The organism is Morganella psychrotolerans, from assembly GCF_965118875.1.
Classification (GTDB): domain Bacteria; phylum Pseudomonadota; class Gammaproteobacteria; order Enterobacterales; family Enterobacteriaceae; genus Morganella; species Morganella psychrotolerans_C.
The window spans coordinates 623,051-648,975 of record NZ_CBCPJD010000001.1 but is presented as its reverse complement, the minus strand read 5'-3'; the positions used below and the strand labels follow the sequence as shown (position 1 = coordinate 648,975).

The following is a 25,925-nucleotide window of genomic DNA, read 5'->3' as shown; positions in this document are numbered from 1 at the left end:
ATGTTACGCATTACCGCCTTGCTGGAAAATACCAATACAGACACCCGCCTGGAAGCACACGCAGGGCTGTGTCTGCTGCTTGATGACGGTGAAACATCTCTGTTGTTTGATACCGGTGCGGACGATACCTATATCCGCAATGCGCAGGCGCTGGGGATTTCTCTGGCAGAGATTGATGCGGTGGTGTTGTCTCACGGACATTATGACCATTTCGGCGGACTGACCCGGACTGCCCGGCACCATCTGCCGTCGCCGCTGACGGTTATTGCGCATCCGCATATTTTTGAGCCGCGCCGTGCCGCACTCTGGCTCGGCGGGTATCCGCTGAAATTTAAGCGACTTTCACCACCGTTTTGTGAAGAGACATTGCGGGCGCAGTATCAGTTTGTGCTGACGGAAAAACCGTACGCCATATCGTCCCGTTTTTTGTTTGCCGGTGAAATTACACAGCGGGCTGTAATACGCCGTTATGGTGTGCTGCTCAACAGCGGAGAGGCAGACTATGTGCGTGACGACAGCTTTCTTATCTGGCGCGGGGATGAAGGTATTGTGATTATTACCGGATGCAGTCACGCGGGGATTGAGTCAGTGGCAGAGCATGCCCGGAAACTGACGGATAATGCACCGGTTCAGGCGGTGGTCGGCGGGTTGCATCTGCGCCGTGCCACTCCGGCAGCACTGCGCCGGGCACAACAGGCGATTGACCCTGAAACGCAGGTGTTCGGCTGTCATTGTACCGGGAACAGAGGGCGCAATGCACTGAAGGCAAAAGATTTTAATACCGGACAGCAGCTGACATTTCTGTAATGCTGTCCGGGAAAGTATCCGTCGGGAATATTAACCGTGCTGTGCCAGGAATGCGGTGTAAGCATCAACCCATTTCTGTACAAACGCACCGGTTTTTTCATTGAATCTGCCGCCTGCATCGATCATATCATCGTTCCATTGCAGGTACATTTCCGGTTGATTGAGTGTCGGCATGTTAAGGAATGCCAGCACATTACGCAGATGCTGTTGCGCCATTGCGGTGCCCATCGCACCCGGCGAGGTGCCGATAATTCCGGCGGGTTTACTGTCCCAACTGTTCTGACCCCAAGGGCGGGAGCCCTGATCCAGTGCATTTTTCAGCACACCGGGGATAGATCGGTTATATTCAGCGGTTACAAAAATAACACCATCTGCCGGTTCAATCTGCTGTTTAAACGCACTGACCACCGGAGAGGGATGCGGGTCAGCATCCTGATTATAAAGAGGAAGTGAGCCGATACTGATAAACTCACACTGAATATGGGCGGGAAAAAGTGTCACCAGCGCCTGAGCCAGCCGGCGGTTGTAACTCTGTTCACGCAGGGAACCGACAACAACTGCAACACGGTATTGTTTCATTTTAACCTCTCTGAGCGGCTGTAGAGCCGGGGATGGATAAGAAATAAAACCTATGAAAACATTATTATCATAATGCCGGATACCGGAACAGATAACATTTTTTTGATAATTTTTTTGACCTGACAGCGAAAGCTGTACAAATAAGGATCACGTATGCAGGCCCCGAAAGCAATGCAGAAGCCCGTTCAACTCACGGCGCACGGCGAAACAAGAACAGATAATTACTATTGGCTGCGTGACGACAAACGTAAAAATAAAAAAGTAATACAGTATCTTACTGATGAAAATCAATACACGCATGAGAAACTTCAGGCGTGTGACCCGCTGCGTGATGAGCTGTATCAGGAAATGGTTGCCCGTATGCCGCAGGCAGATGAGTCCGCGCCTTATATTTACAACGGTTATATTTACCGTACCCGCTTTGATGCGGGCAAAGAGTATCCGTTGTATGAGCGCCGCCACGTAACAGATGAAGACTGGGAATTACTGGTGGATGGCAATGAACGCGCACAGGGACTGGCCTATTATGAACTGGTGTCACTGGCTATCAGTGAGGATAACCGCCGGATAGCGATAGCAGAAGATAAACTGGGGCGGCGTGAATATGTGGTTTCGTATAAAAATCTGACGGAGGCAACCTGGCACGAGTCCGTTATTACGGGTGTTGCCGATGACCTGGTATGGTCGGCAGATGCAGATACACTGTTTTATGTTAAGCAGGATCCGCAGACTTTGCTGCCGTTTGAGGTATATCGCCACCGGTTCACAACAGATGCCGCACAGGATGAACTGATTTACCGCGAAGAAGACGACCGTTTTTATACCGGGTTGGCACTCTCTTCCTCGCGTGAATGGATTATTATCGGCTGCCACAGCCCGGTCACGTCAGAGGCACATCTGATTAATGCCCGCGAACCACAGCAACCGGTTGTATGCTTTTCGCCGCGTCAGGACGGTCGCGAGTATCATATTGATCATCTTGACGGACAGTTTTATATCCGCGCCGATCATGAAAGTGAGTTGTTCGGCCTGTATCAGACCCCGTCCCCGGAACAACCGTGGGAGACTGTGATTGCCCCGCAGCCGGATACCGACCTGGAAGATTTCACGCTGTTCCGTGACTGGCTGGTATTGCAGGAACGCACAGCCGCGCTGCCGCATATCCGCCTTATTCATCGCCACAGCGGGGAGGAAAAGCAGGTTGCGTTTGATGATGCAGCTTACTGTGCGTGGCTCGGACTGAACCCGGAACCGGACAGCATCATGCTGCGCTATGGTTATACCTCAATGACCACACCGGCGACGGTTTATGAACTGAATATGGACACCGGCGAACGGATGTTGCTTAAACAGACGCAGGTTAATGGTTTTCAGCGGGATGATTACCACAGTGAGCGTATCTGGGTAACCGCACGCGATGGCGTACAGGTACCGGTTTCCCTGGTATGGCATAAGGATCATTATCAGCAGGGAAATAATCCGCTACTGATTGAAGGCTATGGCGCATACGGGTCAAGTATGGACCCGGATTTTGATGCCAATCGCCTGAGTTTACTGGATCGCGGGTTTGTTTATGCGCAGGCGCATATCCGTGGTGGTGGCGAGTTAGGTAAACGCTGGTATAACGCAGGTAAAATGCAGCATAAAATCAACAGCTTTAATGATTTTGTCGATGTTACCCGCGAATTGATTACGCAGCGTTTTGGTGCTGCTGATCGCATCTATGCCACCGGCGGCAGTGCGGGCGGGTTATTGATGGGGGCGGTGATAAACCAGGCGCCGGAGCTGTATCGGGGCGTGGTCACACAGGTTCCGTTTGTTGATGCGCTGACCACAATGTCTGATCCGTCCATTCCGCTGACCACTGGCGAGTATGACGAGTGGGGCAATCCGGACAATGAATCAGCATACCGCGATATCCGCGCTTATAGCCCGTATGACAATCTGGAGGCTAAAGCGTATCCGAACCTGTTGGTCACATCCGGTCTGCATGATTCTCAGGTTCAGTACTGGGAGCCGGCAAAATGGGTGGCAAAACTGCGGGAGCTGAAAACAGATGATAATCTGTTGCTGCTTTATACGGATATGGAGGCGGGGCACGGCGGGAAATCAGGGCGTTTCAATTACTTATGGGATATCGCGCTCGGGTATGTGTTCCTGCTGATGCTGGAAGAGCAGGCTGAAGATATGAAATAATACCGGCGAATACATTTGTGACACCGTCACCAATAAGTGACGGTGTCACAATACTAATCCGGATTATTCAGCGGCTTTGCGTTTACGGGGAGCCGTTTTTTTGTGTACCGCGATAATTTCACTCTCTATCTGTCCGTCCTGTAACAGCGTCGTGATTTTTTGTCCGACTTTCACCTGACGGGTTTTGTTCAGTACTTCGCCGCTGTCTGTCTGGCTGATACTGAACCCCCGGCTGAGTGTTGCCAGCGGACTGACACCCTCAAGCGTCGAGCAGAGCCGTGCAAAGCGTTCACGCTGCTGACTGACCTGCTGGCGCATGGCAGACGCGAGCCGGTACTGTAACTGCTGCACATGCCGCTGGTGCTGCTGTAACTGCGGGCGCGGATCACGGCGCATCAGGCGCTGATCCAGCATGGTCAGCTGACGGGTTTTCTGTATTACCGCCCGCTGTCCGGCCTGAATCAGCCGCTGCTGTAATCCCTGAATTAACTGTTGCTGCCGTGCCAGGCGCAATTGCGGATGCTGCTGTTGCAGACGGTGATGTAACTGACTGAATGTTCGCTGCTTTTTGGCAATAAAGTAATCCATTGCCATTTCCAGCCGTTGTTGTACCGACTGAATCTGCCGCAGGCGCTCCACCTGATCGCGGCTGACTAATTCAGCCGCCGCAGAAGGGGTCGGCGCACGTAAGTCCGCCACAAAATCGGCAATAGTCACATCTGTTTCATGACCCACGGCACTGATAACCGGCAGACGGCTGGCAAAAATTGCCCGCGCCACCCGTTCATCATTAAAACTCCATAAATCTTCCAGCGAGCCGCCGCCGCGCCCGACAATCAGCACATCACATTCATTACGGCGGTTAGCGGTTTCAATTGCGCGGACAATTTGCGCAGGCGCATCCGCACCCTGAACCTGTGCCGGGTAAATAATCACCGGCAGTGACGGGTCACGGCGGCACAGAATATTCAGGATATCGTGCAGTGCCGCGCCCGTTGCGGACGTCACCACTCCCACACAGCGGGCAGGAAGCGGCAGCGGTTTTTTCAGATGGGCGGCGAACAGACCTTCGGCATTCAGTTTTTCTTTGAGCTGCTCAAACTGCTGCTGAAGTAAACCTTCACCGGCAGGTTGCATGGATTCAATAATCAGCTGATAATCACCACGCGGCTCATACAGCGTAATGGCAGCACGCACCAGCACCTGCTGACCATTTTGCGGCGCGAACGTCACGCGGGTGTTATTTCCCCGGAACATCGCGGCGCGGACCTGGGATTTTTCGTCTTTCAGCGTAAAATACCAGTGACCGGATGAGGGTCTGGAAAAATTGGAAATTTCAGCGCTGATCCAAATCCGGCCCATCTCCAGTTCGAGTAACTGTCGTACGGTCGTGTTCAGGCGCGTAACGGTAAAAATTGCGTTGTTTTCTGATAGCAACATGTGAGCCAGATCAAATAATAAAACAATGACTTAATCGTCCGATACTACCGCCTTCTGACAGATTATCAACGCATTTTTTTAAAAAAAGGCTAGGCGCAACCGATTACCACCTGTATAATGCCGCGGCAATATTTTATCCCTTTTAATCCTGCTGCCTGGTGAGATATTGCACATGCTACGTATCAAAAAAGAAGCTTTAACATTCGATGATGTTCTCTTAGTTCCGGCCCATTCTGTGGTTCTGCCAAACACGGCCGACTTATCAACACAGCTCACCGCAAAAATCCGTTTAAACGTCCCGATGATCTCGGCGGCGATGGACACTGTAACGGAAGCACGTCTGGCGATTGCCCTTGCCCAGGAAGGCGGCATCGGGTTTATCCACAAAAACATGTCAATTGAGCGTCAGGCTGATGAAGTCCGCCGCGTGAAAAAACATGAAAGTGGTGTGGTCACCGAACCTCAGACTGTCACTCCCTGCACAACACTGCGCGAAGTCAAAGAACTGACTGTACAGAACGGCTTTGCCGGTTATCCTGTCGTTACAACCGAAAACGAGCTGGTGGGTATTATCACCGGTCGTGACGTGCGTTTCGTAACAGACCTGGAACAGCCGGTAACAGCAGTGATGACCCCGAAAGAGCGCCTGGTTACCGTCCGTGAAGGCGAAGCCCGCGAAGTGGTTCTGAAGAAAATGCATGAGCGCCGTGTTGAAAAAGCGCTGGTCGTGGATGATTCATTCCATCTGCTCGGCATGATCACCGTAAAAGACTTTCAGAAAGCAGAGCGCAAGCCAAACGCCTGTAAAGACGAGCACGGACGTTTACGTGTCGGTGCTGCTGTTGGTGCCGGTGCCGGTAATGAAGAGCGTGTGGATGCGCTGGTTGCCGCTGGTGTCGATATTCTGCTGATTGACTCCTCACACGGTCACTCCGAAGGCGTTTTACAGCGTATCCGTGATACCCGCGCAAAATACCCTAATCTGGAGATTATCGGCGGCAACGTTGCTACCGCAGAAGGCGCAAAAGCCTTGGCGGAAGCGGGTTGTAGTGCCGTGAAAGTCGGGATTGGTCCTGGTTCCATCTGTACCACCCGTATTGTGACCGGTGTGGGTGTACCGCAGTTAACCGCTATATCTGATGCAGTCGAAGCCCTTTCCGGTACCGGTATCCCTGTTATCGCCGATGGCGGGATCCGTTTCTCCGGTGATATCGCAAAAGCACTGGCAGCGGGTGCGGCCTGTGTCATGGTCGGCTCAATGCTTGCCGGTACGGACGAATCTCCGGGTGAAGTTGAACTGTACCAGGGGCGTTCTTATAAATCCTACCGTGGTATGGGATCACTCGGCGCGATGTCTAAAGGGTCATCTGACCGCTACTTCCAGACCGATAATGCAGCAGACAAACTGGTGCCGGAAGGTATCGAAGGCCGCGTTGCCTACAAAGGGGTGCTGAAAACTATCGTTCACCAGCAAATGGGCGGCCTGCGCTCTTGCATGGGACTGACCGGTTGTGCAACTATTCACGAACTGAATACTAAAGCAGAGTTTGTCCGTATCAGTGGTGCCGGGATTCAGGAAAGTCACGTCCATGACGTCACTATCACCAAAGAAGCACCGAACTACCGTTCAGGTCTCTGATTCATGCGGCGGCCTGCGGGCCGCCAGCCTATAATTGTTTGCTTTTGGAACATACATTAATGACTACGAATATTCATCAGCACCGCATTCTGATCCTCGACTTTGGCTCACAATATACCCAGCTTATCGCGCGCCGCATCCGCGAAATCGGTGTGTACTGTGAACTGTGGGCATGGGATGTTACTGAAGAACAGATCCGCGCATTTAATCCGAACGGTATTATTCTCTCCGGCGGACCGGAAAGCACCACAGAACATGACAGCCCGCGCGCACCTGACTATGTCTTCAGCGCCGGTGTTCCGGTTCTGGGAATTTGCTACGGCATGCAGACCATGTCGATGCAGCTTGGCGGGACGGTTGAAACCTCAGGTGAGCGCGAGTTCGGTTATGCGCAGGTTGAGATCCGTGAAACCTGTGAACTGTTCCGCGGCATTCACGACATGCTGGATGAAAACGGCAAACCACAGTTGGATGTGTGGATGAGTCACGGTGACAAAGTCACCTCGATCCCGTCTGATTTTACCACTGTTGCCAGCACAGAAACCTGCCCGTTTGCCATTATGGCGAACGATGCAAAACGTTTTTACGGCGTACAGTTCCATCCGGAAGTCACTCACACACATCAGGGTCTGGCTATACTGGAACGCTTTGTCCTGGAAATCTGCCAGTGTGACGCGCTGTGGACACCGGAAGCCATTATTGAAGATACCGTTATCCGTCTGCGTGAGCAGATTGGCGACGATCACGTTATCCTGGCACTTTCCGGCGGCGTGGATTCATCTGTCACCGCGATGCTGTTAGATCGCGCCATCGGCAAACGCCTGACTTGTGTCTTTGTTGATAACGGCTTACTGCGCCTGAACGAAGCAGAGCAGGTTATGGCGATGTTTGCGGGGCAATTTGATTTCAATATCATTCATGCCAAAGCCGAAGACCGCTTCCTCAATGCATTGAAAGGCATTGCGGACCCGGAAGCAAAACGCAAAGCAATCGGTCATACTTTCATTGAGATTTTTGATGAAGAAGCCTCAAAACAGAAACAGGTGAAATGGCTGGCACAGGGCACGATCTATCCTGACGTCATTGAATCCGCGGCATCTGAAACCGGCAAAGCTCACGTCATCAAGTCACACCATAATGTCGGCGGATTGCCGGACGATATGGAACTGGGGCTGGTTGAGCCGCTGCGTGAGCTGTTTAAAGATGAAGTCCGTCGTATTGGTCTGCAACTGGGTCTGCCATACGATATGTTGTACCGCCATCCGTTCCCGGGACCGGGTCTGGGTGTCCGCGTACTGGGCGAAGTGAAAAAAGAGTTCTGTGACATCCTGCGCCGCGCAGATGCTATCTTTATCGAAGAGCTCCACAAAGCCGACATGTACAATAAAGTCAGCCAGGCATTTACTGTCTTCCTGCCGGTACGTTCTGTCGGTGTTATGGGCGACGGACGTAAATACGACTGGGTTGTTTCCCTGCGTGCAGTCGAAACCATCGACTTTATGACAGCTCACTGGGCACATCTGCCATACGATCTGTTAGGTCGCGTATCTAACCGCATCATCAATGAAGTCGATGGTATCTCCCGCGTTGTCTACGACATCAGCGGCAAGCCACCAGCGACCATTGAGTGGGAATGATCCCGTAATAGGAACTAGCTGGCACTGACTGGCAAAATAACGAGTTAAGCCCATGTAAAATTGGGCTTTTTTGTTTTTGGTGCTTGTCGTATGGTCCACTTTCCCTTATCTAGAATAGCTCTAAAAAATATTAAAATTTTATGGTTGAGTTATCAATATTTATCTTCTCAATACCATAGTTAATTAAATTAATAATTCCATTGCCATAAAAATAAATTCTAGGGTAAGAGTAAAATTTTGTAATAGTTTCACCGATTTCGAAATTCATAAATTCACGGCTTATAGCCTCTTTATTTCGATGGTAAATTCCAGTATCAATTAGAAACTCAAAGCTACATATTCTAAAGTTGTAGGAATATTCAAATACATATTTTTCATTAGGAAGGTTATACCCGGAAAATATAGAAGGATCTTCAGTTCCTTCTATAACGTCAAAGTGGGCATCTTTGCACATTCTTATTATTTCCCCATTAAACCCAGAAGACTCACATAAATATGCAATCTCATCTAAACTTAAATTTTCCATATGAATAGATGTGAATATTTCAAATTTATCTTCAATGTCCTCCATATATCTTTCATGTATTTCATCGATATCCTCATGTGTAAAGCTATGCAATTCTTGGTCTATATTACTAGTTATAAACTCACTTAATGAATTATAGAGAGAAAAATTATTTTCCAAATTAAGATTAACCAAATCTTCTCTTAGATCAGAGTGAAATTCATTGTTTGTTTTATTTGAAGACATGAAGTCATGTGAGTTATTTGTAATGAAAATGATATCATCTTTTATTTTCCTCTTGGATAAATATTGTGTTAATGCATTCCAGATAAGAGCATCTCTATAACCTTTCTCATTATCCCTAAATGGCCGCTTGGAAAAAATGGCTTTATCTAATAACATATCGTTATCAATGTGTGATGATGATATAATATATTTATTTGGAAATGCTTTTAATAATTTATTTTGAAAGCTAAATTCTTTAATATCATCACTCAAATCATCTATAGAAAAATCATTATCGGAGAGTGTATTAACTTTTCTTTTTACTTGATGTATGTCTTTTTGTAATTTTTCAATTTCTTCGTTGTATTTTTTTGGGTTTCTTTGACTACAACGAAGGGTATGATAAGTTGATTTCCTGATGTATTCTTAATGAAATTAGATAGAACTTGAAACATGGCACTAGACATTTTCCAGTTATTATAAAATATATTGGTATCTATTAATATTAACATTTTCTTTCTTCCTGAGATGGCTTCATCGTCCTATGTGTTTGAACATGGGTGGTGGAGTTCATTGTTCTTCACAATTAAATCAACAGAATATATTTGCATGAACAATTTTTATATGAGTGAGAATTCATAAGCTTTGATCGAAATATCCTTAATCTTACTTTCGCTGATTCTATTTTTTAGATTTGAGTATACTTCTAGTGCTTCCTTATAAAACTGTGTATGGTCTGGATCATCATCAGCACATTCAATAGCTTTTGCAAAACACTTAGTCGCAGAAAACAATTTAGATATGCAAATAATCATCAACATATGTTTCAAAGCAAGGCTTTCGCTACGAGTATCAGGCAATGGAATTACAACAAACTCACCTTTAATATTTAAGGCTGAGCTTGCCTCATCTGCGACTTGTTGTAATGTTGGGTGTTTCATTTTGCATAACAGTTTATAGTTGTGATAACAAAGTTTCCATGCCAAGTTAAACTCTTCATTATTTGGAAATTTATCTGGTATGTTCCCGTATAAATCTTTATGTGCAGCCATTTTGCAGAGCTTTTGAGCCCCCCAAGGAACATCCGCATTCTTATTATTCAGAACTTCATCAGTCAGATCTTGGCGTTCAACCAGACAATTAACAACAAGAGCATTTTCGTAAAGCGAAGCAGCTACACATGCCGCTTGGTATGGATAGCCCCAGTTTATTAATAACCATGCACCTCTAAAATCACTCATGGAACGTTTCAGAAATGCAGCCGAAAGCTTAATTGGTTTAGTATTTGAATTTTTGCCTTTAAGAAACGGAGCTTTAATCGCTAGATTCATACAATCTTCGGCTAAGGAATCCCAAGGCTTTAAGTCTTCAAAACTACGATCAATCGCCCCCACTTCTAGATGAGCTAAATAATTCCAGTAGTGGTCTTGCCAATTATCTTTAGAAATCATATGTTAATCAATTTGTTATAATTTAAGGATGTCCATAAAAGGCTTCCGTGGAGTTATTACTAAGCATTCCAAAAACATGGGGAGTGATATGCTTAAGTTTTGCATGATGAGCTACACGGTTGAAAAAAGCAATGCCTGTAATACCTAGAACTGACGGCGGAAAGAGATGGCCACTCTGAATCCGAAACGGGAAAAATAGGTTGCTCAAATTAACAAAGGGTGACAATTACCTCGTTTGTTAAACCTGTGGCAATTTACACATATATAATCAAAGGGATGGTAATCACCACGCTATTCCCAGAATCAGATTTTTCGGGTACTTATTTGCTATGGTGAATAATTTGAGCGTTGTAAATGAGCCATGTTGGTCATATTTTTACAATTTTAAGAATAATCGCAATGTACAGGGGAGGGATATAGGTAGTGGTAATATAAAAATATTGGGTTATAAAATATCGAAGTAATATATAAATGGAGTTTATATGGGTATTATTACGCAGGAAAATAAAAAAAAGAAATAAAAGAACCGATGCTGAGACAAATAACACTCGGTGAAATGGCAATGGCTAAAACGATATTTGGCAATTCAATGTCATATAATGTTTGGGTTCATTGCGATAGTTATCTTCCGTTCGGTATGCAACCAGACAATGTAGCAATGGCTCCTAATGGGGATATTTATTTCAGGAAATTTCTTTATAGGCATGATTTTTCAGAAGACCGAGTTGAATTTAAACACCTTTTTATGCATGAGCTTACTCATGTCTGGCAGCATCAGAACGGGATGTGGGTTAGAACAAGAGGGCTATTTAGTAACTTTGCCAATTATAATTATTCACTTAATGCTAAAAGTAAATTAAGCGATTTCGGCATGGAAGCACAAGCCAATGTGGTTGCTGACTATTTTGTCTTAAAAACATTTGGAGTCAGAGAGTTTCTCAACGGTATTCAGGCAAATTATATTGGATTTGATGGTAAGGTAAATCCAGATACGATCATGGATTTATATCGTTCAACTCTCCCAAAAACTATTTTGTAGGATTGATATGCACAAATTTATAATTATTCCTTTGGTATTTCTGTTGAGTGGGTGCTGGCATACGAATGACCCAAGGCCAATAATAGTTAACGGTGATATCAGTATGAGTGCTGGTAAGTTATGTGTTAAAACCCCAAACGCATCTGATGATGAATACATTACATACATTAATGTATTTGGTTTTAAAGAACAAAAGACTATCGCTGATATAGATTATAGTGCAAGTCCCGTTAAATTAGATGAAGACAAATGCCTGCCTACACCTGATATTCAGTATCAGGAGAATGGAAAATATGCGTATACGGCCTCAACAGTTTTACAAAGAAAGCAGGCAAAAAAAATTAATCCTCACAGGCGATCGATTGGGGTTACATTTTTTATTAAAGAAGTTGACGGTGATAAACAAGCTGTTGATGCTTTAAATATGTAAATGTCTACAAAAACACCGGCGTAACCGGTGTTAATTACCAATATCAGATCACTCATTCAGCGCAGCCAGCACAAACTCCAGCCCGGTTCGCACTGTTTCTTGCTTCTGTGCGTGTAACGTAGTTCTTCAGCGCCACCAGTTCAGTCACGAAACTTAAATGTTCATATGCGTGGTCATTTTTGTATAAAAATAAAACCATCACTTTGAAGTGATCCCCCAAACACAACATCAGCGCAGATAATCAACTTATCAGGCAAATGATTAATTTTGACTCTAATCAATAAAAGGGATTATTGTCAGTATATGCATTGACTAAAATTGTAAGCAATACCATTATTGTGTGAAACGAATCACATAATGAAAATAAAATGATTAAAATGACGGGTGATGAAAATCAAATGAGTACAAAGCAGGGATTGGTTGCCATTGAGTATTCTGTTCAGATTTTTTTCAGGGTATCGCTTGTTATTATTGCCGTAACACTTTTGTGCCCGATAATTGCATTTGCCGTGATGTAATTTATGCCGATATTCTTAGTTTTGTCCGGGGTATATTTTGCGGATGAGGCTGAAATAAATGAAGCTCCGCACCGGGAACTTCATTTCGGTTATTTCTTTTGGAGCTGACTTTTTATATCTGACATTGTCAGCGGGACAGATCAAATTCTGCCCAGATGGGTGCGTGGTCCGAGGGTTTTTCCATGCCGCGGATCTCATAATCAATGCCGGTGGCAGTACAACGCGGTGCCAGTCCGAGGCTTGCCAGGATAAGATCAATCCGCAGACCCCGGTTTTCATCAAACCCGCGTGATCGGTAATCAAACCACGAGTAGCGGTCGTCCGTATCCGGATACATCGCACGGAAAGTATCTGTCAGCCCCCAGCCGAGCAGGCGCTCCATCCATTCACGCTCTTCCGGCAGGAAAGAGCATTTCCCTGTTTTCAGCCAGCGTTTGCGGTTGGCTTCACCAATACCGATATCAATATCTGTGTGGCTTATATTCACGTCACCCATGACAATGATCGGGTCCTGATTTGAACGCCCCGAAAGATAGTCCTGTAAATCCTGATAAAATTTCATTTTTGCCGGAAACTTCAGCGGGTGGTCGCGGCTTTCACCTTGCGGAAAATAGCCGTTAATAACGGTGAGTAACCCGGCGGGTGTTTCAATATCGGCCATAATAAGGCGGCGCTGAGCATCTTCGTCATCACCGGCAAATCCCTTACGTACGGCAACCGGTTTATTTTTTGTCAGCAGTGCAACACCATAGTGTGACTTCTGACCATGATGAAAAATGTGGTAACCCAGATGTTTAAGCGCATCATGAGGAAACATGTCGTCGTGAACTTTGATTTCCTGCAAGCCGATAACATCAGGCTGATGTTGTTCGATAATGGCTTCCAGCTGATGGGGGCGGGCTCTTAACCCGTTAATATTAAAAGAGACAAACTTCATAAAATTTCAACCGGTTGATGAGTTAACAACAAAAGAGTAACAGATCATGGAAAGAAAGTAACCTGTCAGAGGAATAATAAAAAATAAGACTCATTATACTTTTTATTATTCCTTAATTTTAATTGACAAAATTAGCATCATTAATAATGATTCATATTCATGCTGTAAAGAAAAAGAGCTAAGGGTTACTAAAATTTAAATATCAGCTTTTTGTTATTGTGTATTAATCTTTAAAGACAGGTTTAATTAAATAAGAAAATATAAGTATCAAAAAATATTATTTTTGAAATAAACATTAAAAATAAACGTATTTAAACGGTTTGTTTAATAAAAAAACGTTAGATATAAAGTCGTTACATATCAATAAGTAATTGTTTTATTGGTTGTTTACCACAGCAATAGGAATCGACATTATGTTTTTTTCAAGGAAGTTAGAAGCCTTTATGGCTGTTGTCGAATACGGCTCACTCAGCAAGGCAGCGAAAGTGATGAACAGAACAACGCCCCCTGTAGCAAAATCGATTAAAGATTTCGAGATTTTACTGGGAAAGCGTTTATTTAAGCGCGAGAAATTTGGTATGAGCCTGACAAGGGAAGGTCTGGAATTGTATAATGATCTGAAAGATCTGTATGCACAGGAAAAAGAAATTACTAAAAAACATATCAGCGGAACAATATGTAATAAGATAAATGTATTTTATGACTGGGGGAAAAGTAAATATATTGATGCATTATACAGAGCCGCATTTAAAGCAAATGTGCAAATTAATGTATTTCGGTTTAATTATGATTGCATTGATGAAATAAACGATTTTGAAGGAAATACATTACTGCTTTCTTCTGAGTCGGTTATCAGTGAGCGGTTTGCTTTATTGCGTAATTTACCGCAGGGGCAAATTGGTATCTGCTGTCGGCAATCACTTTTTCAGTCCTGTGATAATAATCTGCAAACATTATTATCACGCTGTGTCTGGTTATGTGAGCCGCTGTTATATGAAAGCCCGCTTCTGAAAACACTGTTACAACAGCATGATGAACAGAGCAAACATGAACATGTACACTTAATTGACAGCACGCACGGTTATCTGCATTTGTTGATTGACGGGGATTATCTCTGTTTTATTGATGAACACCCGAAAACATCACCATACAGCAGTGAGCTTATTTTTTTAGCGCTGTCACAGAGTGAGGCAGAAAACAGTTGTCATTTGTACAAATCAAAATCACATGCGAGTGTGCTGAATAAGATTATGGATTGTATTGAGAATTTAAAATAAAGGAGGGCAGAGCAGAAATGGTGGTGGGAGAAGGATTCGAACCTTCGAAGTCTGTGACGGCAGATTTACAGTCTGCTCCCTTTGGCCGCTTGGGTATCCCACCAGTTTTACATTGTGTGCCTGAACAGTTATTGCCTCAGGACGGGCTGCATAATAGCAAATATGCGGGTGCTGTAAAGTAAAAAAAGAGAAAAAATGAATGTCCGTTGTTTTTTTGCCCGAAGTGCACGGTTTCCGTGCAACTTCAGGCAATTGACCTGTTTACAGAATAACCGTGCGGTTACCGTAAACAAAAACACGTTGTGTCAGGATACGGCTCAGCGCATGACTGAGTACGCTTTTTTCAACATCACGTCCGGCGAGAACCATGTCATCAGCGCTGTAAGTGTGATCGATATTAATCACGCTCTGATAAATGATAGGACCTTCATCGAGGTTATTGTTTACGTAGTGTGCCGTTGCGCCGATAATTTTCACACCGCGTTCATAGGCCTGATGATAAGGGCGTGCGCCGATAAAGGCCGGCAGGAACGAGTGGTGGATATTGATTATCTGGTTCGGGTAGTGTTCAACAAATTCCGGTGACAGAACCCGCATGTATTTTGCCAGTACGACATAATCGGGCTGGTATTGATCAATCTGTTTAGTTATCTGTATATCGTGCTGTTCGCGGGTTAAACCGTCATGGCTGATATGATGGAACGGGATGCCGAATTGGGTGACGAGGTGACCCAGTACATCGTGGTTGCCAATGACCGCGGCAATATCGACATCCAGGCCGCCATAGGCGCTTTTCATCAGAATGTCGCCCAGGCAGTGCGCTTCTTTTGTCACCATAATGACAATACGGCGGCGGCCGGATGTTGTTAACTCACGGGTTGAACCTTTCGGCAGTGCATCGTCCAGGTCGGCGAGCAGGGTTTCGTCGTTAAAAATACCTTCAAGCTCGGTGCGCATAAAGAAGCGTCCGGTGCGGTGGTCGACGAATTCATTGTTCTGAACAATATTAAGCTGATGCTTATAACAAATATTGGTGATTTTCGCGATAAGCCCTTTTGCATCAGGGCAAATGGTTCTCAGGATCTTTTTCTGGCTCGTTTGGTATTGCATGGACGGTGTAAATCCTTAATAACTGATATTTTGTTGTTTGCAAGAGGGGGCTTATTCTGTGTCATGCACAGCATTTTTTATATTTTTTTCCGGAGCCGCAGGGGCAGGGGTCGTTACGACCTGTTTGCGGTGCCACGCCGTCCAGATAGAACCACTGACTGTCAATCAGGCGAAAGCGTGAGCGCTCATGGATAAGCTGTTTATCTTCGGACTTTTCATCAATAAAGCAAGCACAAAATTCGACGAAAGCCTCGTCCGGTACCGGACCCGTCTGAAAATCAATAATATTGAGACTCAGCCACTGTGTCCGGGCAAATCCGGCTTCAAGATCGTTCCGCAGTGGCTGCGCGCGCTCAGGCGGATACCAGGTGCGGATCAGGTGATCTGCATTCTGTGTGACAAAAGCACTGTAACGGGATCGCATCAGTGCCCGGGCATCGGGTGCGGATTGTTGTCCGGACAGATAAGGTCCGCAGCACTGCGCCATGTTTTTTTCACTGCCGCAGGGGCAGAGCGCATTATCAGTAAAATGAGGCATAAGTATCAATTAGTGTATTCAGGGTAAATAAACGTAAGGAACAGAGGTTAAATGCTACCGGAAATACAGATCACACGCTATCCTTTATCTTAGTAGTATAGCGGGAACCGCGCCGTCACTGGTGTTTGCGCCGGTCTGTGTAGTCATGCGGGGAATGAGGGAATGCCATGAAAAGAGCACTGGATGAAAAACGAATTTTAGTCATTGACGACGACCCGGCATTCAATATGACGCTGTCATCGTATTTACGGCACCTCGGTGCGACAGTATTGTCTGCCGAAGATGGTGCCCGGGCTCTGTTATGTATTGAAAATGGCTTTCAGCCGGAACTGATATTTTGTGATTTGAACATGCCGGTGATGAGTGGCACAGAATTTATCGCCGCTATACGGACTGTGTTACCGGATGTCCCGGTAATTGTTATTTCTGCGACTCAGAAAATGTCTGATATTGATGACGCGTTGCGCCTCGGCGCAAAAGATGTGTTACTCAAACCGCTTAACCGGTTGGAAGAGGTCAAAAACCTGTGTCTGTCTCATTTTTATCCCTTATTTTTTGCTCCGGGCTTGCTGGAAAAAAATGACCTGTCCGGTATCTGGTCGCAGCTGCAACATAATGTGGATGATGTTTTACGTTTATTAAAACAGCTTAATCCGCCGCCGACCCAGGTGCTGGCCAATTATCAGATCCGCTATGCGCAATTATCGGATGCCTGCCAGACCGGGCTGGTATTTGATGTGGCGGAGTTTTCAGATAACGAAGTGGCATTTTATTGTCTCGATATCAGCAAAAATACCGGGAATGGTCCGCTGGTGGCGATGCTAATCCGTGTTATTTTTAACGATTTGCTTAAACGTTATATTCATAATAATCACCGCCGGTTACCCAGTATGACGGCGATTTTAAATAAACTGAATACCCTGTTGCAGGATGCCGGTATTCCGGGGCAGTTGCCCTTGCTGCTGGGGTATTATCATACTCAGCGCAAATCAGTATTACTGTCCAGTGCAGGGATCAGTGCTGAACTGCGCTCAGAAAATAACGTTATTCGTGTAAACCGGGGTATTCCGCTGGGAACGCTCTCGGCGGTTTATTCCAACCAGATAAGTGAATTCAGTCCTCATCTGCAATGCCGGATATGGAACGGCAGCAGTCAGATCAAATTAAGTTTAACGCCGGGACCCCGTCTCGGGTAATTTCAGCGGCTTATCAACCCGGTCAGATATTAAACATCTCTTAACATCAATTGCCATTTACACAGGACAGAGTATTTATCCCTGAAAATTAGCTGGTATACTCAGACGCATTATTTTGTATTAATCGCGTATTGGTTTTGTATATACGCATTGAGGATGATGTATGTCAGCGCTGAAAAATAAGGTTCATAAGGCCGTGATCCCGGTTGCAGGATTAGGAACACGTATGCTTCCGGCCACTAAAGCAATTCCGAAAGAAATGTTACCGCTGGTGGACAAACCACTTATCCAGTATGTCGTTAATGAATGTATCGCCGCAGGGATCACTGAAATTATTTTAGTGACCCACTCCTCAAAAAACTCCATTGAAAACCATTTTGATACCAGTTTTGAACTGGAAGCCATTCTGGAAAAACGCGTTAAGCGCCAGTTACTCGATGAAGTTCAGTCAATCTGTCCCCGCCATGTCACTATTATGCAGACCCGCCAGGGTATTGCGAAAGGGTTGGGACACGCCGTGTTATGTGCCCGTCCGATGATTGGTGATGAGCCGTTTGCCGTTGTACTGCCGGACGTGGTTATCGATGAATACAGCACTGACCTGTCAAAATTCAATCTCAAAGAGATGATCCGGCGCTATGAAGAGCATCATGCAAGCCAGGTGATGGTCGAACCTGTGCCGCTTGAGGTTGTCTCAAACTATGGTGTGGTGGATTGTCATGGTGAAAACCTGGCAGCCGGTGAAAGCAAACCGATGTTTGCCGTGGTTGAAAAACCGGAGCCGGCTAAAGCGCCATCAAATATGTCTATTGTCGGACGCTATGTGTTATCTCCGGATATCTGGTCGCTGCTGGGTAAAACAGCGCCGGGCGCCGGGGATGAAATTCAGTTAACAGATGCTATCGCCATGTTGATTGAGAAAAACCCTGTTGAGGCTTACCGCCTGGTCGGTCGCAGTCACGATTGCGGCGACAAAATGGGTTATATGAAAGCGTTTGTCGAATACAGCATGCGCCATAAACATCTGGGTGGTGAATTCTCAGATTGGCTGAAAACATTACAGAATTAATTATTGTCGCTATAGGTGAACTATGAAAGTAACTGTATTTGGAATCGGATATGTAGGGCTGGTACAGGCAACCGTTCTGGCTGAAGTCGGTCATGATGTTATGTGTGTTGATGTCGATGCACAGAAAGTTGAAAACCTGAAAAACGGTCTTATTCCGATTTTTGAGCCGGGTTTAACGCCGCTGGTAAAGAAAAATTATGAAGAAGGGCGTTTAAGCTTTACCACAGATGCTGCAAAAGGCGTGGCACACGGAACATTGCAATTTATCGCGGTCGGTACGCCGCCGGATGAAGATGGCTCCGCTGATTTACAATATGTGACGGCGGTTGCCCGCACTATTGCGCAGTATATGGACGGTTATAAAGTCATTATTGATAAATCAACCGTTCCTGTTGGTACGGCAGATAAAGTTAATGCGACGATCAAAGCCGCTCAGGCCGAACGCGGCACTGATTTTGCGTACGATGTGGTTTCCAACCCTGAGTTCCTGAAAGAAGGGGCGGCGGTCGCAGACTGTATGCGTCCGGAGCGTATTGTTATCGGCTGTGATAACGAAGGCGTTGTTGATATCATCCGTGAACTGTATGAGCCGTTTAACCGCAATCATGATCGCATGATTGTGATGGATATCCGCAGTGCAGAGCTGACAAAATATGCGGCAAACTGCATGCTGGCGACAAAAATCAGCTTTATGAATGAGATCTCAAACCTCGCAGAACTGCTGGGGGCGGATATCGAAAATGTCCGCCAGGGGATTGGTTCTGACTCCCGTATCGGTTATCACTTTATTTACCCGGGCTGCGGCTATGGCGGCTCCTGCTTCCCTAAAGATGTGCAGGCACTTATCCGCACCGCAGAGCACATTGGTTTCACGCCGAGAATTTTGCAGGCTGTGGAAGAAGTGAATGAGTTGCAGAAATACAAACTGCCTTCTTTTATTAAGCGCCACTTCGGTGACGACCTGCGCGGCAAAACGTTTGCAGTGTGGGGGCTCTCTTTCAAACCGAATACGGATGATATGCGTGAAGCCTCCAGCCGTGTTCTGTTACAGGAATTGTGGGCAGCCGGTGCAAAAATACAGGCTTATGACCCGGAAGCCATGCAGGAAGCGCAGCGTGTTTTCGGACAACGTGATGACCTTGTACTGATGGGCACCAAAGAAGCCGCACTGCACGGCGCTGATGCACTGGTTATCTGTACCGAATGGCAGAGTTTCCGTGCTCCGGACTTTGATACCATTAAATCAGGTCTGAAAACACCGGTTATTTTTGACGGGCGTAACCTTTATGACCCGGAACGTTTAGAAAACCGTGGCTTTATCTATTATGGTATAGGCCGTGGTGCTTCCATTAATCCGGTAATTTGAGTCTGAATATGAAAATACTTGTAACCGGCGCGGCTGGTTTTATTGGTTATCATGTCACACAGCGTCTGCTTGAGCAGGGTCATGAGGTTGTCGGTGCAGACAACCTCAATGACTATTATGATGTTAATCTTAAGAAGGCACGCCTTGATCTGATTTTATCGCATCCGAATTTTCATTTTTTTAAAATGGATCTGTCGGTTAAAAGTGATGTTAGTGAATTATTTGTCTCACAACAGTTTGAGCGTGTTATTCATCTCGCGGCTCAGCCGGGTGTCCGGTATTCTATCCAGAACCCGATGGCGTATATAGATGCAAATATTCTGGCACACATGAATATTTTGGAGGGCTGCCGTCATCATCAGGTAGGGCATCTGATTTATTCCTCTTCCAGCTCGGTATATGGTCTGAACCGTAAACAGCCTTTCTCTGTGGAAGATGATGTTGATCATCCGGTTTCGTTATATGCGGCGACAAAGAAAGCCAATGAATTAATGTCACACAGCTATTCGCATCTTTATCAGTTACCTACAACCGGACTGCGTTTTTTTACAGTTTACGGACCGTGGGGACGTCCGGATATGGCATTATTTAAATTTGTTAAAGCCATGCTGGATGGTAAACCGATTGATGTTTATAACCATGGAAATATGGTTCGCGATTTTACGTATGTCGGTGATATTGCAGAAGCTGTGGTACGGTTATTAGATGTTATACCCGCAGCAGATGATGACTGGACGGTTGAGGAAGGTCTGAAATCAGCCAGTTCTGCGCCGTACAAAATTTATAATGTTGGTAACGGACAACCTACCCGGTTAGGCGATTTTATTCAGGCGATTGAAACCGCTCTGGGTATTAAAGCGGCTAAGCATTTTATGGATATGCAGGATGGTGATGTGTTATCCACCTGTGCAGACTCCGGTGAACTGTATAAAACGATAGGTTTCTCTCCAAATACACCGGTTAATTATGGTGTACAGCAGTTTGTTGATTGGTATATGTCGTTTTATCATGGCAAAAATAAGTAATCAGACAGACGGTGAGTAACAAAAAAGGAGGCGAAAGCCTCCTTTTTATCGTCATAATATCAGCAGATATATCCTTGTCCGCTTCTCTTGCCGCCTGCCTGCATCCTGAACGACATTGGGTATAAATGAACGAATAAAAAAAAGCCCTTCGCAGAAGGGCTTTTCAGTGTGGAAATCCGGATTATTTAATTAAGAAACTATCCAGAGATTTGCCTTCACTTTCGATTGCCTGTTTGATAACAGCTGGCGTGCGGCCCTGACCTGTCCAGGTTTTCTGCTCGCCGTTTTCATCGATGTACTCGTATTTAGCCGGACGCTGCGCACGTTTTGATTTGCTTGCAACTTTACCGGTAGACATTGACTGAATTAATTCTTCAGGATTGATACCCTGCTTGAGAATTAACTGGCGAACTTCTTCTAATTTACGGGTACGCTCTTCCAGTTCAGCTTTAGCCTGAGATTCTTCAGTACGGCGTTCTTCAACAACCGAAGTCAGTTTCTCCAGCATTTCTTCCAGACTTTCCAGGGTAGATTCTCTGGCCTGTGCGCGAAGAGTACGAATATTATTAAATGGCTTCAAAGATTCACTCATAATTCTGGTCTCAAATTAAATGTTGGCTGATGTGTAGTTAATAATAGATTGCTATTTAAAAATCTGCAATAGCAAATTTCGCAGTAAGGTTAAAACACATTTTTTTTAAAAGCAATTATTTCTGCGGAATAATAAGCCTCTTTGTGCTTTTTTGTTTAATTTCGATAAGGGGACGGGGTAAAAAGGTGTTGGTGTTCAGCAATTTCAAAAAGATTTGATCATAAACGATGAGGAAGATACAAATTATATTTAACCTTATCTTATGTAAAGAAACGTTATTCTTCAACTCAGATATAATAAAAAACAGGATAAAATGACCATTGCTGATAACAGTAGTGAATATTCGCCATGTAATCATGCTTCCTATGAATTGCGGTAACGATGAATAACGGATATTGCACATGCGGTTAAGGCATGCAGGCAAATACTGATCACGCTATTTTTATTGCGGCTGTGTTAGTATTGTGGCGATTTTTGAATGATTGAGAGGGAGAGAGCCGGTGGCTCAGCTTTATTTTTATTACTCCGCGATGAATGCGGGAAAATCGACCGCACTATTACAATCCTCCTATAACTACAATGAGCGAGGAATGCGCACACTGATATTTACGGCAGAAATTGATAACCGGTATGCTCACAGCAAAGTGACCTCCCGTATCGGCCTGAGCGCTGATGCACGGGTCTTTAGTGAGGATACTGATATTAGCAGTGTTATCACGCAGGAACATCAGCAGGCGCCCGTACACTGCGTATTAATAGATGAGTGCCAGTTCCTGACAAAAACGCAGGCAGAGCAGTTATGTTATATCGTCGATGATATTGATATACCCGTTCTCTGTTACGGATTACGCACTGATTTTAAAGGTGAGCTATTCAGCGGTAGTCATTATTTATTAGCCTGGGCTGATAAATTAGTGGAATTAAAAACAATTTGTCATTGCGGGCGGAAAGCCAGCCGTGTTTTGCGTTATGACGGACAAGGTCATGTAATGTCTGACGGTGCACAAATTGATATTGGCGGAAACGAAAAATATGTTTCGGTATGTCGTAAACATTACAGCGACGCGATGCGTACAGTAATGGCGGCACAATGTCATGGTGGCACGATGTCATTCATAAAATAGATACCCGTGTCATTTATACGGAAAATGCCGGACAAACGTGTCCGGCATTTTTATATTAGCGTCGGATAAAAGCACAGACAGAGACACAAAGGATACCCGGTAAACACGAAGGCGTAAGGCGGTATTTGTGTTGTTCATAATAAAATACTGAAAAATAGCCCCCGGCATCGTGTCTGTTTTGTTATTTGCATTAAGTGAAATATTAAAAATCAGCAGCAGGCTGAATTGTTGATCAAAAGAGAATACATATTAATATTGTGACAATTATTCAGTTATTATTATGGGATAGCTATTAAAAAGCCCTCAGAAGAGGGCTTTACGGTTATTATTTATCAAATAGATGATTATTTCTTAGCAGTTCGTTTTGAAACAGGTTTGACCAGAGACTTTGGCGCAGCAACCGGAACGGACTCGTCATAGACGCGGCCATAATAAGTATCCAGCATAATTTGTCTTAATTCAGCAATAAGCGGATAACGCGGATTTGCCCCGGTACATTGGTCATCAAATGCATCTTCAGACAGTTTATCCAGCTTCGCCAGGAATTCTGCTTCCGGTACACCGGCTTCGCGGATAGATTTAGGGATACCCAGAGAGGCTTTGATTTCATCCAGCCAGATCAGCAGTTTTTCAATTTTCTGAGCAGTGCGGTCACCGGCGGCACCCAATCCCAGATGATCGGCAATTTCAGCATAACGGCGGCGCGCCTGCGGGCGGTCATACTGACTGAATGCCGTTTGTTTGGTCGGGTTATCTGTCGCGTTATAGCGGATCACGTTACAGATAAGCAGGGCATTGGCTAATCCGTGCGGGATATGGAACTCAGAACCCAGTTTGTGCGCCATTGAGTGACAAACACCCAGGAAGGCGTTAGCAAACGCGATACCGGCGATAGTGGCGGCGTTATGGACGCGCTCACGGGCGACAGGATTCTTCGCGCCTTCATGGTAACTGGCCGGCAGGAATTCTTTCAGCAGTTTCAGTGCCTGTAATGCCTGTCCGTCTGAGTATTCATTTGCCAGAACAGATACATAGGCTTCCAGAGCATGCGTTACGGCATCCAGTCCGCCGAATGCGGTGAGGGATTTCGGCATATTCATGACGAGATTAGCATCCACGATGGCGATATCCGGGGTCAATGCATAGTCTGCCAGCGGGTATTTTTGTCCGGTTGCATCATCGGTCACAACGGCAAAAGGTGTAACCTCAGAGCCTGTGCCTGATGTGGTGGTGATCGCGACCATTTTGGCTTTTACGCCCATTTTCGGGAATTTATAGATACGTTTGCGGATATCCATAAAGCGCAGTGCGAGTTCTTCAAAATGTGTTTCCGGGTGTTCATACATGACCCACATAATTTTTGCGGCATCCATCGGTGAACCACCACCGAGTGCAATAATCACGTCCGGTTTGAAATTGTTCATCTGTGCGGCACCTTTGCGCACAACAGATAAGGTCGGATCTGCTTCCACTTCAAAAAATATTTCCACTTCCATGCCGTGTGATTTCAGCACGCGGGTAACTTCATCGACATAACCGTTATTGAATAAATAGCCGTCAGTGACAATAAATGCCCGTTTTGCGCCATCAGTCGCAATTTCTTCCAGGGCAATCGGCAGGCAGCCCCGGCGGAAGTAGATAGATTTCGGAAGTTTATGCCACAACATATTCTCAGCCCGTTTTGCCACAGTTTTGGTGTTGATCAGGTGTTTCGGCCCGACGTTTTCAGAAATGGAGTTACCGCCCCAGGAGCCGCAACCCAATGTCAGAGACGGAGAGAGCTTAAAGTTGTACAGGTCGCCGATCCCGCCTTGTGAGGCAGGGGTGTTAATGAGGATACGGGCGGTTTTCATTTTTTCGCCGAAGTACTTTATGCGCTCCGGGCGGTTATCCTGATCGGTATATAAGCAGGAGGTGTGACCGATCCCACCCATTTCCACTAATTTTTCTGCTTTTAATACTGCATCTTCAAAATCTTTACCGCGATACATCGCTAACAGCGGAGAGAGTTTTTCATGAGCAAACGGCTCTGATTCATCAACCAATGAAACGGCACCGATAAGAATCTTTGTCCATGCCGGGACTTCAATTCCCGCCATTTCAGCGATTTTCACCGCAGACTGACCGACAATTTTGGCATTCAGTCCGCCGTTGAGCAGGATAATATCCTGAACCGCTTTCAGATCTTTGCCTTTCAGGACGTAACCCCCGTGGTTTTCAAAACGCTCTTTAACCTGTTCATACACTTCATCAACGACAATGACAGACTGTTCGGATGCACAAATCACGCCATTATCAAAGGTTTTGGACATCAGAATAGATGCCACAGCGCGTTTGATATCCGCGGTTTCATCAATAACAACCGGGGTGTTACCTGCGCCGACACCAATGGCAGGTTTACCGGAGCTGTAGGCGGCTTTCACCATGCCCGGTCCGCCGGTGGCGAGGATCAGGTTAGTATCAGGGTGGTGCATCAAAGCATTGGATAATTCAACTGAAGGTTCATCAATCCAGCCGATAATATCAGCGGGCGCCCCGGCGGCAACCGCAGCATTCAGTACAATCTGAGCCGCTTTATTGGTGGCATTTTTTGCACGCGGATGCGGGGAGAAGATAATACCGTTACGGGTTTTCAGGCTGATCAGCGCTTTAAAGATAGCAGTGGATGTCGGGTTGGTGGTGGGGACTATCCCGCAGATGATGCCGATAGGTTCAGCAATGGTGATTGTCCCGAATGTCGGATCTTCAGACAAAATACCGCAGGTTTTTTCATCGCGGTAGGCATTATAGATATATTCAGAGGCAAAATGGTTTTTGATCACTTTGTCTTCAATAATCCCCATTCCGGACTCTTCAACTGCCAGTTTCGCCAGAGGGATACGCGCATCCGCTGCAGCAAGAGCTGCCGCACGGAAAATAGTGTCTACCTGTTCCTGAGTGAAACCGGCAAATTCACGCTGTGCTTTTTTAACGCGGGCAACTAATTCATTGAGTTCGGTAACATTGGTTACGGCCATACAGATGACTCCTGATAAATTGTTAAACTTTTTAAGCAAATTAGCGGGTCGGTACGATTTGATTATAGTCACAACAGCAAGAGGTAACTAAATCGATTTTGCTCATAACCGATAGCCTGTATCCCGAATTATTTAGAATATAACCGGGGAAAGCCCGCTGATTTGCTTAAAAAGCCCGTCAGGTATTCTGTTAATGACTGAAGTTGAA

Annotated in this window: 22 protein-coding genes and 1 tRNA gene; 13 read left to right on the top strand and 10 right to left on the bottom strand. The window is 45.5% G+C overall.

The genetic code is table 11. The annotated features are described in order from the left end of the window. On the top strand, positions 1 to 807 hold the full coding sequence (locus tag ACMHKJ_RS03080; protein WP_413492005.1) for an MBL fold metallo-hydrolase: 807 nt from the start codon (positions 1 to 3) through the stop codon (positions 805 to 807). A gap of 30 nt (positions 808 to 837) precedes the next feature. Here the strand turns inward: ACMHKJ_RS03080 and ACMHKJ_RS03075 are convergent, their stop codons facing one another. Next, on the bottom strand, positions 838 to 1,386 hold the full coding sequence (locus tag ACMHKJ_RS03075; RefSeq protein WP_413492004.1) for an NADPH-dependent FMN reductase: 549 nt from the start codon (positions 1,384 to 1,386) through the stop codon (positions 838 to 840). Between the two features lie 153 nt (positions 1,387 to 1,539). On the opposite strand from ACMHKJ_RS03075, the gene ACMHKJ_RS03070 reads away from it, so the two are divergent. Beyond that, positions 1,540 to 3,582: a S9 family peptidase gene (locus tag ACMHKJ_RS03070; RefSeq protein ID WP_413492003.1), complete on the top strand. Its 2,043-nt coding sequence runs from the start codon at positions 1,540 to 1,542 to the stop codon at positions 3,580 to 3,582. Positions 3,583 to 3,645: 63 nt separating this feature from the next. On the opposite strand, the gene xseA is transcribed toward ACMHKJ_RS03070, so the two are convergent. Beyond that, complete coding sequence (gene xseA / locus ACMHKJ_RS03065; RefSeq protein ID WP_413492002.1) at positions 3,646 to 5,022, bottom strand: exodeoxyribonuclease VII large subunit; 1,377 nt, start codon at positions 5,020 to 5,022, stop codon at positions 3,646 to 3,648. Positions 5,023 to 5,194: 172 nt separating this feature from the next. Here xseA and guaB point away from each other — a divergent pair, with 172 nt between their 5' ends. After that, a complete protein-coding gene (guaB, locus tag ACMHKJ_RS03060; RefSeq protein WP_413492000.1) occupies positions 5,195 to 6,661 on the top strand; it encodes an IMP dehydrogenase in 1,467 nt (488 codons plus the stop codon). A gap of 59 nt (positions 6,662 to 6,720) precedes the next feature. Beyond that, complete coding sequence (gene guaA / locus ACMHKJ_RS03055) at positions 6,721 to 8,298, top strand: glutamine-hydrolyzing GMP synthase (RefSeq protein WP_413491999.1); 1,578 nt, start codon at positions 6,721 to 6,723, stop codon at positions 8,296 to 8,298. A 130-nt stretch (positions 8,299 to 8,428) separates the two neighbouring features. Here the strand turns inward: guaA and ACMHKJ_RS03050 are convergent, their stop codons facing one another. Further along, positions 8,429 to 9,448, bottom strand: a complete 1,020-nt coding sequence (locus tag ACMHKJ_RS03050) for a PIN domain-containing protein (RefSeq protein WP_413492108.1) — start codon at positions 9,446 to 9,448, stop codon at positions 8,429 to 8,431. A gap of 200 nt (positions 9,449 to 9,648) precedes the next feature. Then, on the bottom strand, positions 9,649 to 10,479 hold the full coding sequence (locus ACMHKJ_RS03045; RefSeq protein WP_413491997.1) for a hypothetical protein: 831 nt from the start codon (positions 10,477 to 10,479) through the stop codon (positions 9,649 to 9,651). Between the two features lie 562 nt (positions 10,480 to 11,041). On the opposite strand from ACMHKJ_RS03045, the gene ACMHKJ_RS03040 reads away from it, so the two are divergent. The 3 genes from ACMHKJ_RS03040 (at position 11,042) to ACMHKJ_RS03030 (ending at position 12,466) form a co-directional block, all read left to right on the top strand. After that, complete coding sequence (locus ACMHKJ_RS03040) at positions 11,042 to 11,518, top strand: eCIS core domain-containing protein (RefSeq protein ID WP_413491996.1); 477 nt, start codon at positions 11,042 to 11,044, stop codon at positions 11,516 to 11,518. A gap of 7 nt (positions 11,519 to 11,525) precedes the next feature. After that, a complete protein-coding gene (locus ACMHKJ_RS03035; RefSeq protein WP_413491995.1) occupies positions 11,526 to 11,948 on the top strand; it encodes a putative T6SS immunity periplasmic lipoprotein in 423 nt (140 codons plus the stop codon). Positions 11,949 to 12,316: 368 nt separating this feature from the next. Continuing rightward, complete coding sequence (locus ACMHKJ_RS03030; RefSeq protein ID WP_413491993.1) at positions 12,317 to 12,466, top strand: hypothetical protein; 150 nt, start codon at positions 12,317 to 12,319, stop codon at positions 12,464 to 12,466. A gap of 127 nt (positions 12,467 to 12,593) precedes the next feature. On the opposite strand, the gene xthA is transcribed toward ACMHKJ_RS03030, so the two are convergent. Next, the gene (xthA, locus tag ACMHKJ_RS03025; RefSeq protein WP_413491992.1) at positions 12,594 to 13,403 is read right to left on the bottom strand and encodes an exodeoxyribonuclease III; all 810 of its coding nucleotides are present in this window, start codon (positions 13,401 to 13,403) and stop codon (positions 12,594 to 12,596) included. A 413-nt stretch (positions 13,404 to 13,816) separates the two neighbouring features. Here xthA and ACMHKJ_RS03020 point away from each other — a divergent pair, with 413 nt between their 5' ends. Beyond that, entirely contained in the window at positions 13,817 to 14,680 is an 864-nt protein-coding gene (locus ACMHKJ_RS03020; protein WP_413491990.1) for a LysR family transcriptional regulator, read from the top strand. A gap of 18 nt (positions 14,681 to 14,698) precedes the next feature. Here ACMHKJ_RS03020 and ACMHKJ_RS03015 read toward each other — a convergent pair. From ACMHKJ_RS03015 to ACMHKJ_RS03005, 3 genes are all read right to left on the bottom strand, one after another. Further along, positions 14,699 to 14,783: transfer RNA gene (locus tag ACMHKJ_RS03015), tRNA-Tyr, on the bottom strand. A gap of 158 nt (positions 14,784 to 14,941) precedes the next feature. Continuing rightward, positions 14,942 to 15,790, bottom strand: a complete 849-nt coding sequence (gene purU / locus ACMHKJ_RS03010; RefSeq protein WP_413491989.1) for a formyltetrahydrofolate deformylase — start codon at positions 15,788 to 15,790, stop codon at positions 14,942 to 14,944. A 61-nt stretch (positions 15,791 to 15,851) separates the two neighbouring features. After that, positions 15,852 to 16,328 (bottom strand): YchJ family metal-binding protein, encoded by a 477-nt coding sequence (locus tag ACMHKJ_RS03005; protein ID WP_413491988.1) that lies wholly within the window; start codon positions 16,326 to 16,328, stop codon positions 15,852 to 15,854. 167 nt (positions 16,329 to 16,495) lie between these two features. Between ACMHKJ_RS03005 and rssB the strand changes: the two genes are divergently transcribed. The 4 genes from rssB to ACMHKJ_RS02985 all read left to right on the top strand — a co-directional run bounded on the left by rssB (position 16,496) and on the right by ACMHKJ_RS02985 (position 20,984). Next, positions 16,496 to 17,524 carry a two-component system response regulator RssB gene (gene rssB / locus ACMHKJ_RS03000; RefSeq protein WP_413491987.1) on the top strand — a complete coding sequence of 343 codons (1,029 nt, stop codon included), beginning with the start codon at positions 16,496 to 16,498 and terminating at the stop codon, positions 17,522 to 17,524. A gap of 163 nt (positions 17,525 to 17,687) precedes the next feature. After that, positions 17,688 to 18,593 (top strand): UTP--glucose-1-phosphate uridylyltransferase GalU, encoded by a 906-nt coding sequence (galU, locus tag ACMHKJ_RS02995; protein ID WP_413491985.1) that lies wholly within the window; start codon positions 17,688 to 17,690, stop codon positions 18,591 to 18,593. A 22-nt stretch (positions 18,594 to 18,615) separates the two neighbouring features. After that, positions 18,616 to 19,959, top strand: a complete 1,344-nt coding sequence (locus tag ACMHKJ_RS02990) for a UDP-glucose dehydrogenase family protein (RefSeq protein WP_067362000.1) — start codon at positions 18,616 to 18,618, stop codon at positions 19,957 to 19,959. 8 nt (positions 19,960 to 19,967) lie between these two features. Further along, a complete protein-coding gene (locus ACMHKJ_RS02985) occupies positions 19,968 to 20,984 on the top strand; it encodes an NAD-dependent epimerase (protein WP_413491984.1) in 1,017 nt (338 codons plus the stop codon). A 181-nt stretch (positions 20,985 to 21,165) separates the two neighbouring features. On the opposite strand, the gene hns is transcribed toward ACMHKJ_RS02985, so the two are convergent. Further along, positions 21,166 to 21,576, bottom strand: a complete 411-nt coding sequence (gene hns, locus ACMHKJ_RS02980; RefSeq protein ID WP_067362003.1) for a histone-like nucleoid-structuring protein H-NS — start codon at positions 21,574 to 21,576, stop codon at positions 21,166 to 21,168. A 500-nt stretch (positions 21,577 to 22,076) separates the two neighbouring features. On the opposite strand from hns, the gene ACMHKJ_RS02975 reads away from it, so the two are divergent. After that, positions 22,077 to 22,700 (top strand): thymidine kinase, encoded by a 624-nt coding sequence (locus ACMHKJ_RS02975; protein ID WP_413491983.1) that lies wholly within the window; start codon positions 22,077 to 22,079, stop codon positions 22,698 to 22,700. Between the two features lie 344 nt (positions 22,701 to 23,044). Here ACMHKJ_RS02975 and adhE read toward each other — a convergent pair whose 3' ends face one another. After that, positions 23,045 to 25,717, bottom strand: coding sequence for a bifunctional acetaldehyde-CoA/alcohol dehydrogenase (gene adhE / locus ACMHKJ_RS02970; RefSeq protein WP_413491982.1), 2,673 nt, complete (start codon positions 25,715 to 25,717; stop codon positions 23,045 to 23,047). Between the last annotated feature and the right edge of the window lie 208 nt (positions 25,718 to 25,925).

What these genes read in the sequence shown, in the direction of transcription:
- ACMHKJ_RS02985 (WP_413491984.1), top strand. Translation starts at nt 19,968, where the DNA reads ATGAAAATACTTGTAACCGGCGCGGCTGGTTTTATTGGTTATCATGTC.
- ACMHKJ_RS03030 (WP_413491993.1), top strand. Translation starts at nt 12,317, where the DNA reads ATGATTAAAATGACGGGTGATGAAAATCAAATGAGTACAAAGCAGGGA.
- guaB (WP_413492000.1), top strand. Translation starts at nt 5,195, where the DNA reads ATGCTACGTATCAAAAAAGAAGCTTTAACATTCGATGATGTTCTCTTA.
- galU (WP_413491985.1), top strand. Translation starts at nt 17,688, where the DNA reads ATGTCAGCGCTGAAAAATAAGGTTCATAAGGCCGTGATCCCGGTTGCA.
- ACMHKJ_RS03075 (WP_413492004.1), bottom strand. Translation starts at nt 1,386, where the DNA reads ATGAAACAATACCGTGTTGCAGTTGTTGTCGGTTCCCTGCGTGAACAG.
- hns (WP_067362003.1), bottom strand. Translation starts at nt 21,576, where the DNA reads ATGAGTGAATCTTTGAAGCCATTTAATAATATTCGTACTCTTCGCGCA.
- rssB (WP_413491987.1), top strand. Translation starts at nt 16,496, where the DNA reads ATGAAAAGAGCACTGGATGAAAAACGAATTTTAGTCATTGACGACGAC.
- guaA (WP_413491999.1), top strand. Translation starts at nt 6,721, where the DNA reads ATGACTACGAATATTCATCAGCACCGCATTCTGATCCTCGACTTTGGC.
- xthA (WP_413491992.1), bottom strand. Translation starts at nt 13,403, where the DNA reads ATGAAGTTTGTCTCTTTTAATATTAACGGGTTAAGAGCCCGCCCCCAT.
- purU (WP_413491989.1), bottom strand. Translation starts at nt 15,790, where the DNA reads ATGCAATACCAAACGAGCCAGAAAAAGATCCTGAGAACCATTTGCCCT.
- ACMHKJ_RS03035 (WP_413491995.1), top strand. Translation starts at nt 11,526, where the DNA reads ATGCACAAATTTATAATTATTCCTTTGGTATTTCTGTTGAGTGGGTGC.
- adhE (WP_413491982.1), bottom strand. Translation starts at nt 25,717, where the DNA reads ATGGCCGTAACCAATGTTACCGAACTCAATGAATTAGTTGCCCGCGTT.
- ACMHKJ_RS03005 (WP_413491988.1), bottom strand. Translation starts at nt 16,328, where the DNA reads ATGCCTCATTTTACTGATAATGCGCTCTGCCCCTGCGGCAGTGAAAAA.
- ACMHKJ_RS03045 (WP_413491997.1), bottom strand. Translation starts at nt 10,479, where the DNA reads ATGATTTCTAAAGATAATTGGCAAGACCACTACTGGAATTATTTAGCT.
- ACMHKJ_RS02990 (WP_067362000.1), top strand. Translation starts at nt 18,616, where the DNA reads ATGAAAGTAACTGTATTTGGAATCGGATATGTAGGGCTGGTACAGGCA.
- xseA (WP_413492002.1), bottom strand. Translation starts at nt 5,022, where the DNA reads ATGTTGCTATCAGAAAACAACGCAATTTTTACCGTTACGCGCCTGAAC.
- ACMHKJ_RS03040 (WP_413491996.1), top strand. Translation starts at nt 11,042, where the DNA reads ATGGCTAAAACGATATTTGGCAATTCAATGTCATATAATGTTTGGGTT.
- ACMHKJ_RS03020 (WP_413491990.1), top strand. Translation starts at nt 13,817, where the DNA reads ATGTTTTTTTCAAGGAAGTTAGAAGCCTTTATGGCTGTTGTCGAATAC.
- ACMHKJ_RS03070 (WP_413492003.1), top strand. Translation starts at nt 1,540, where the DNA reads ATGCAGGCCCCGAAAGCAATGCAGAAGCCCGTTCAACTCACGGCGCAC.
- ACMHKJ_RS03080 (WP_413492005.1), top strand. Translation starts at nt 1, where the DNA reads ATGTTACGCATTACCGCCTTGCTGGAAAATACCAATACAGACACCCGC.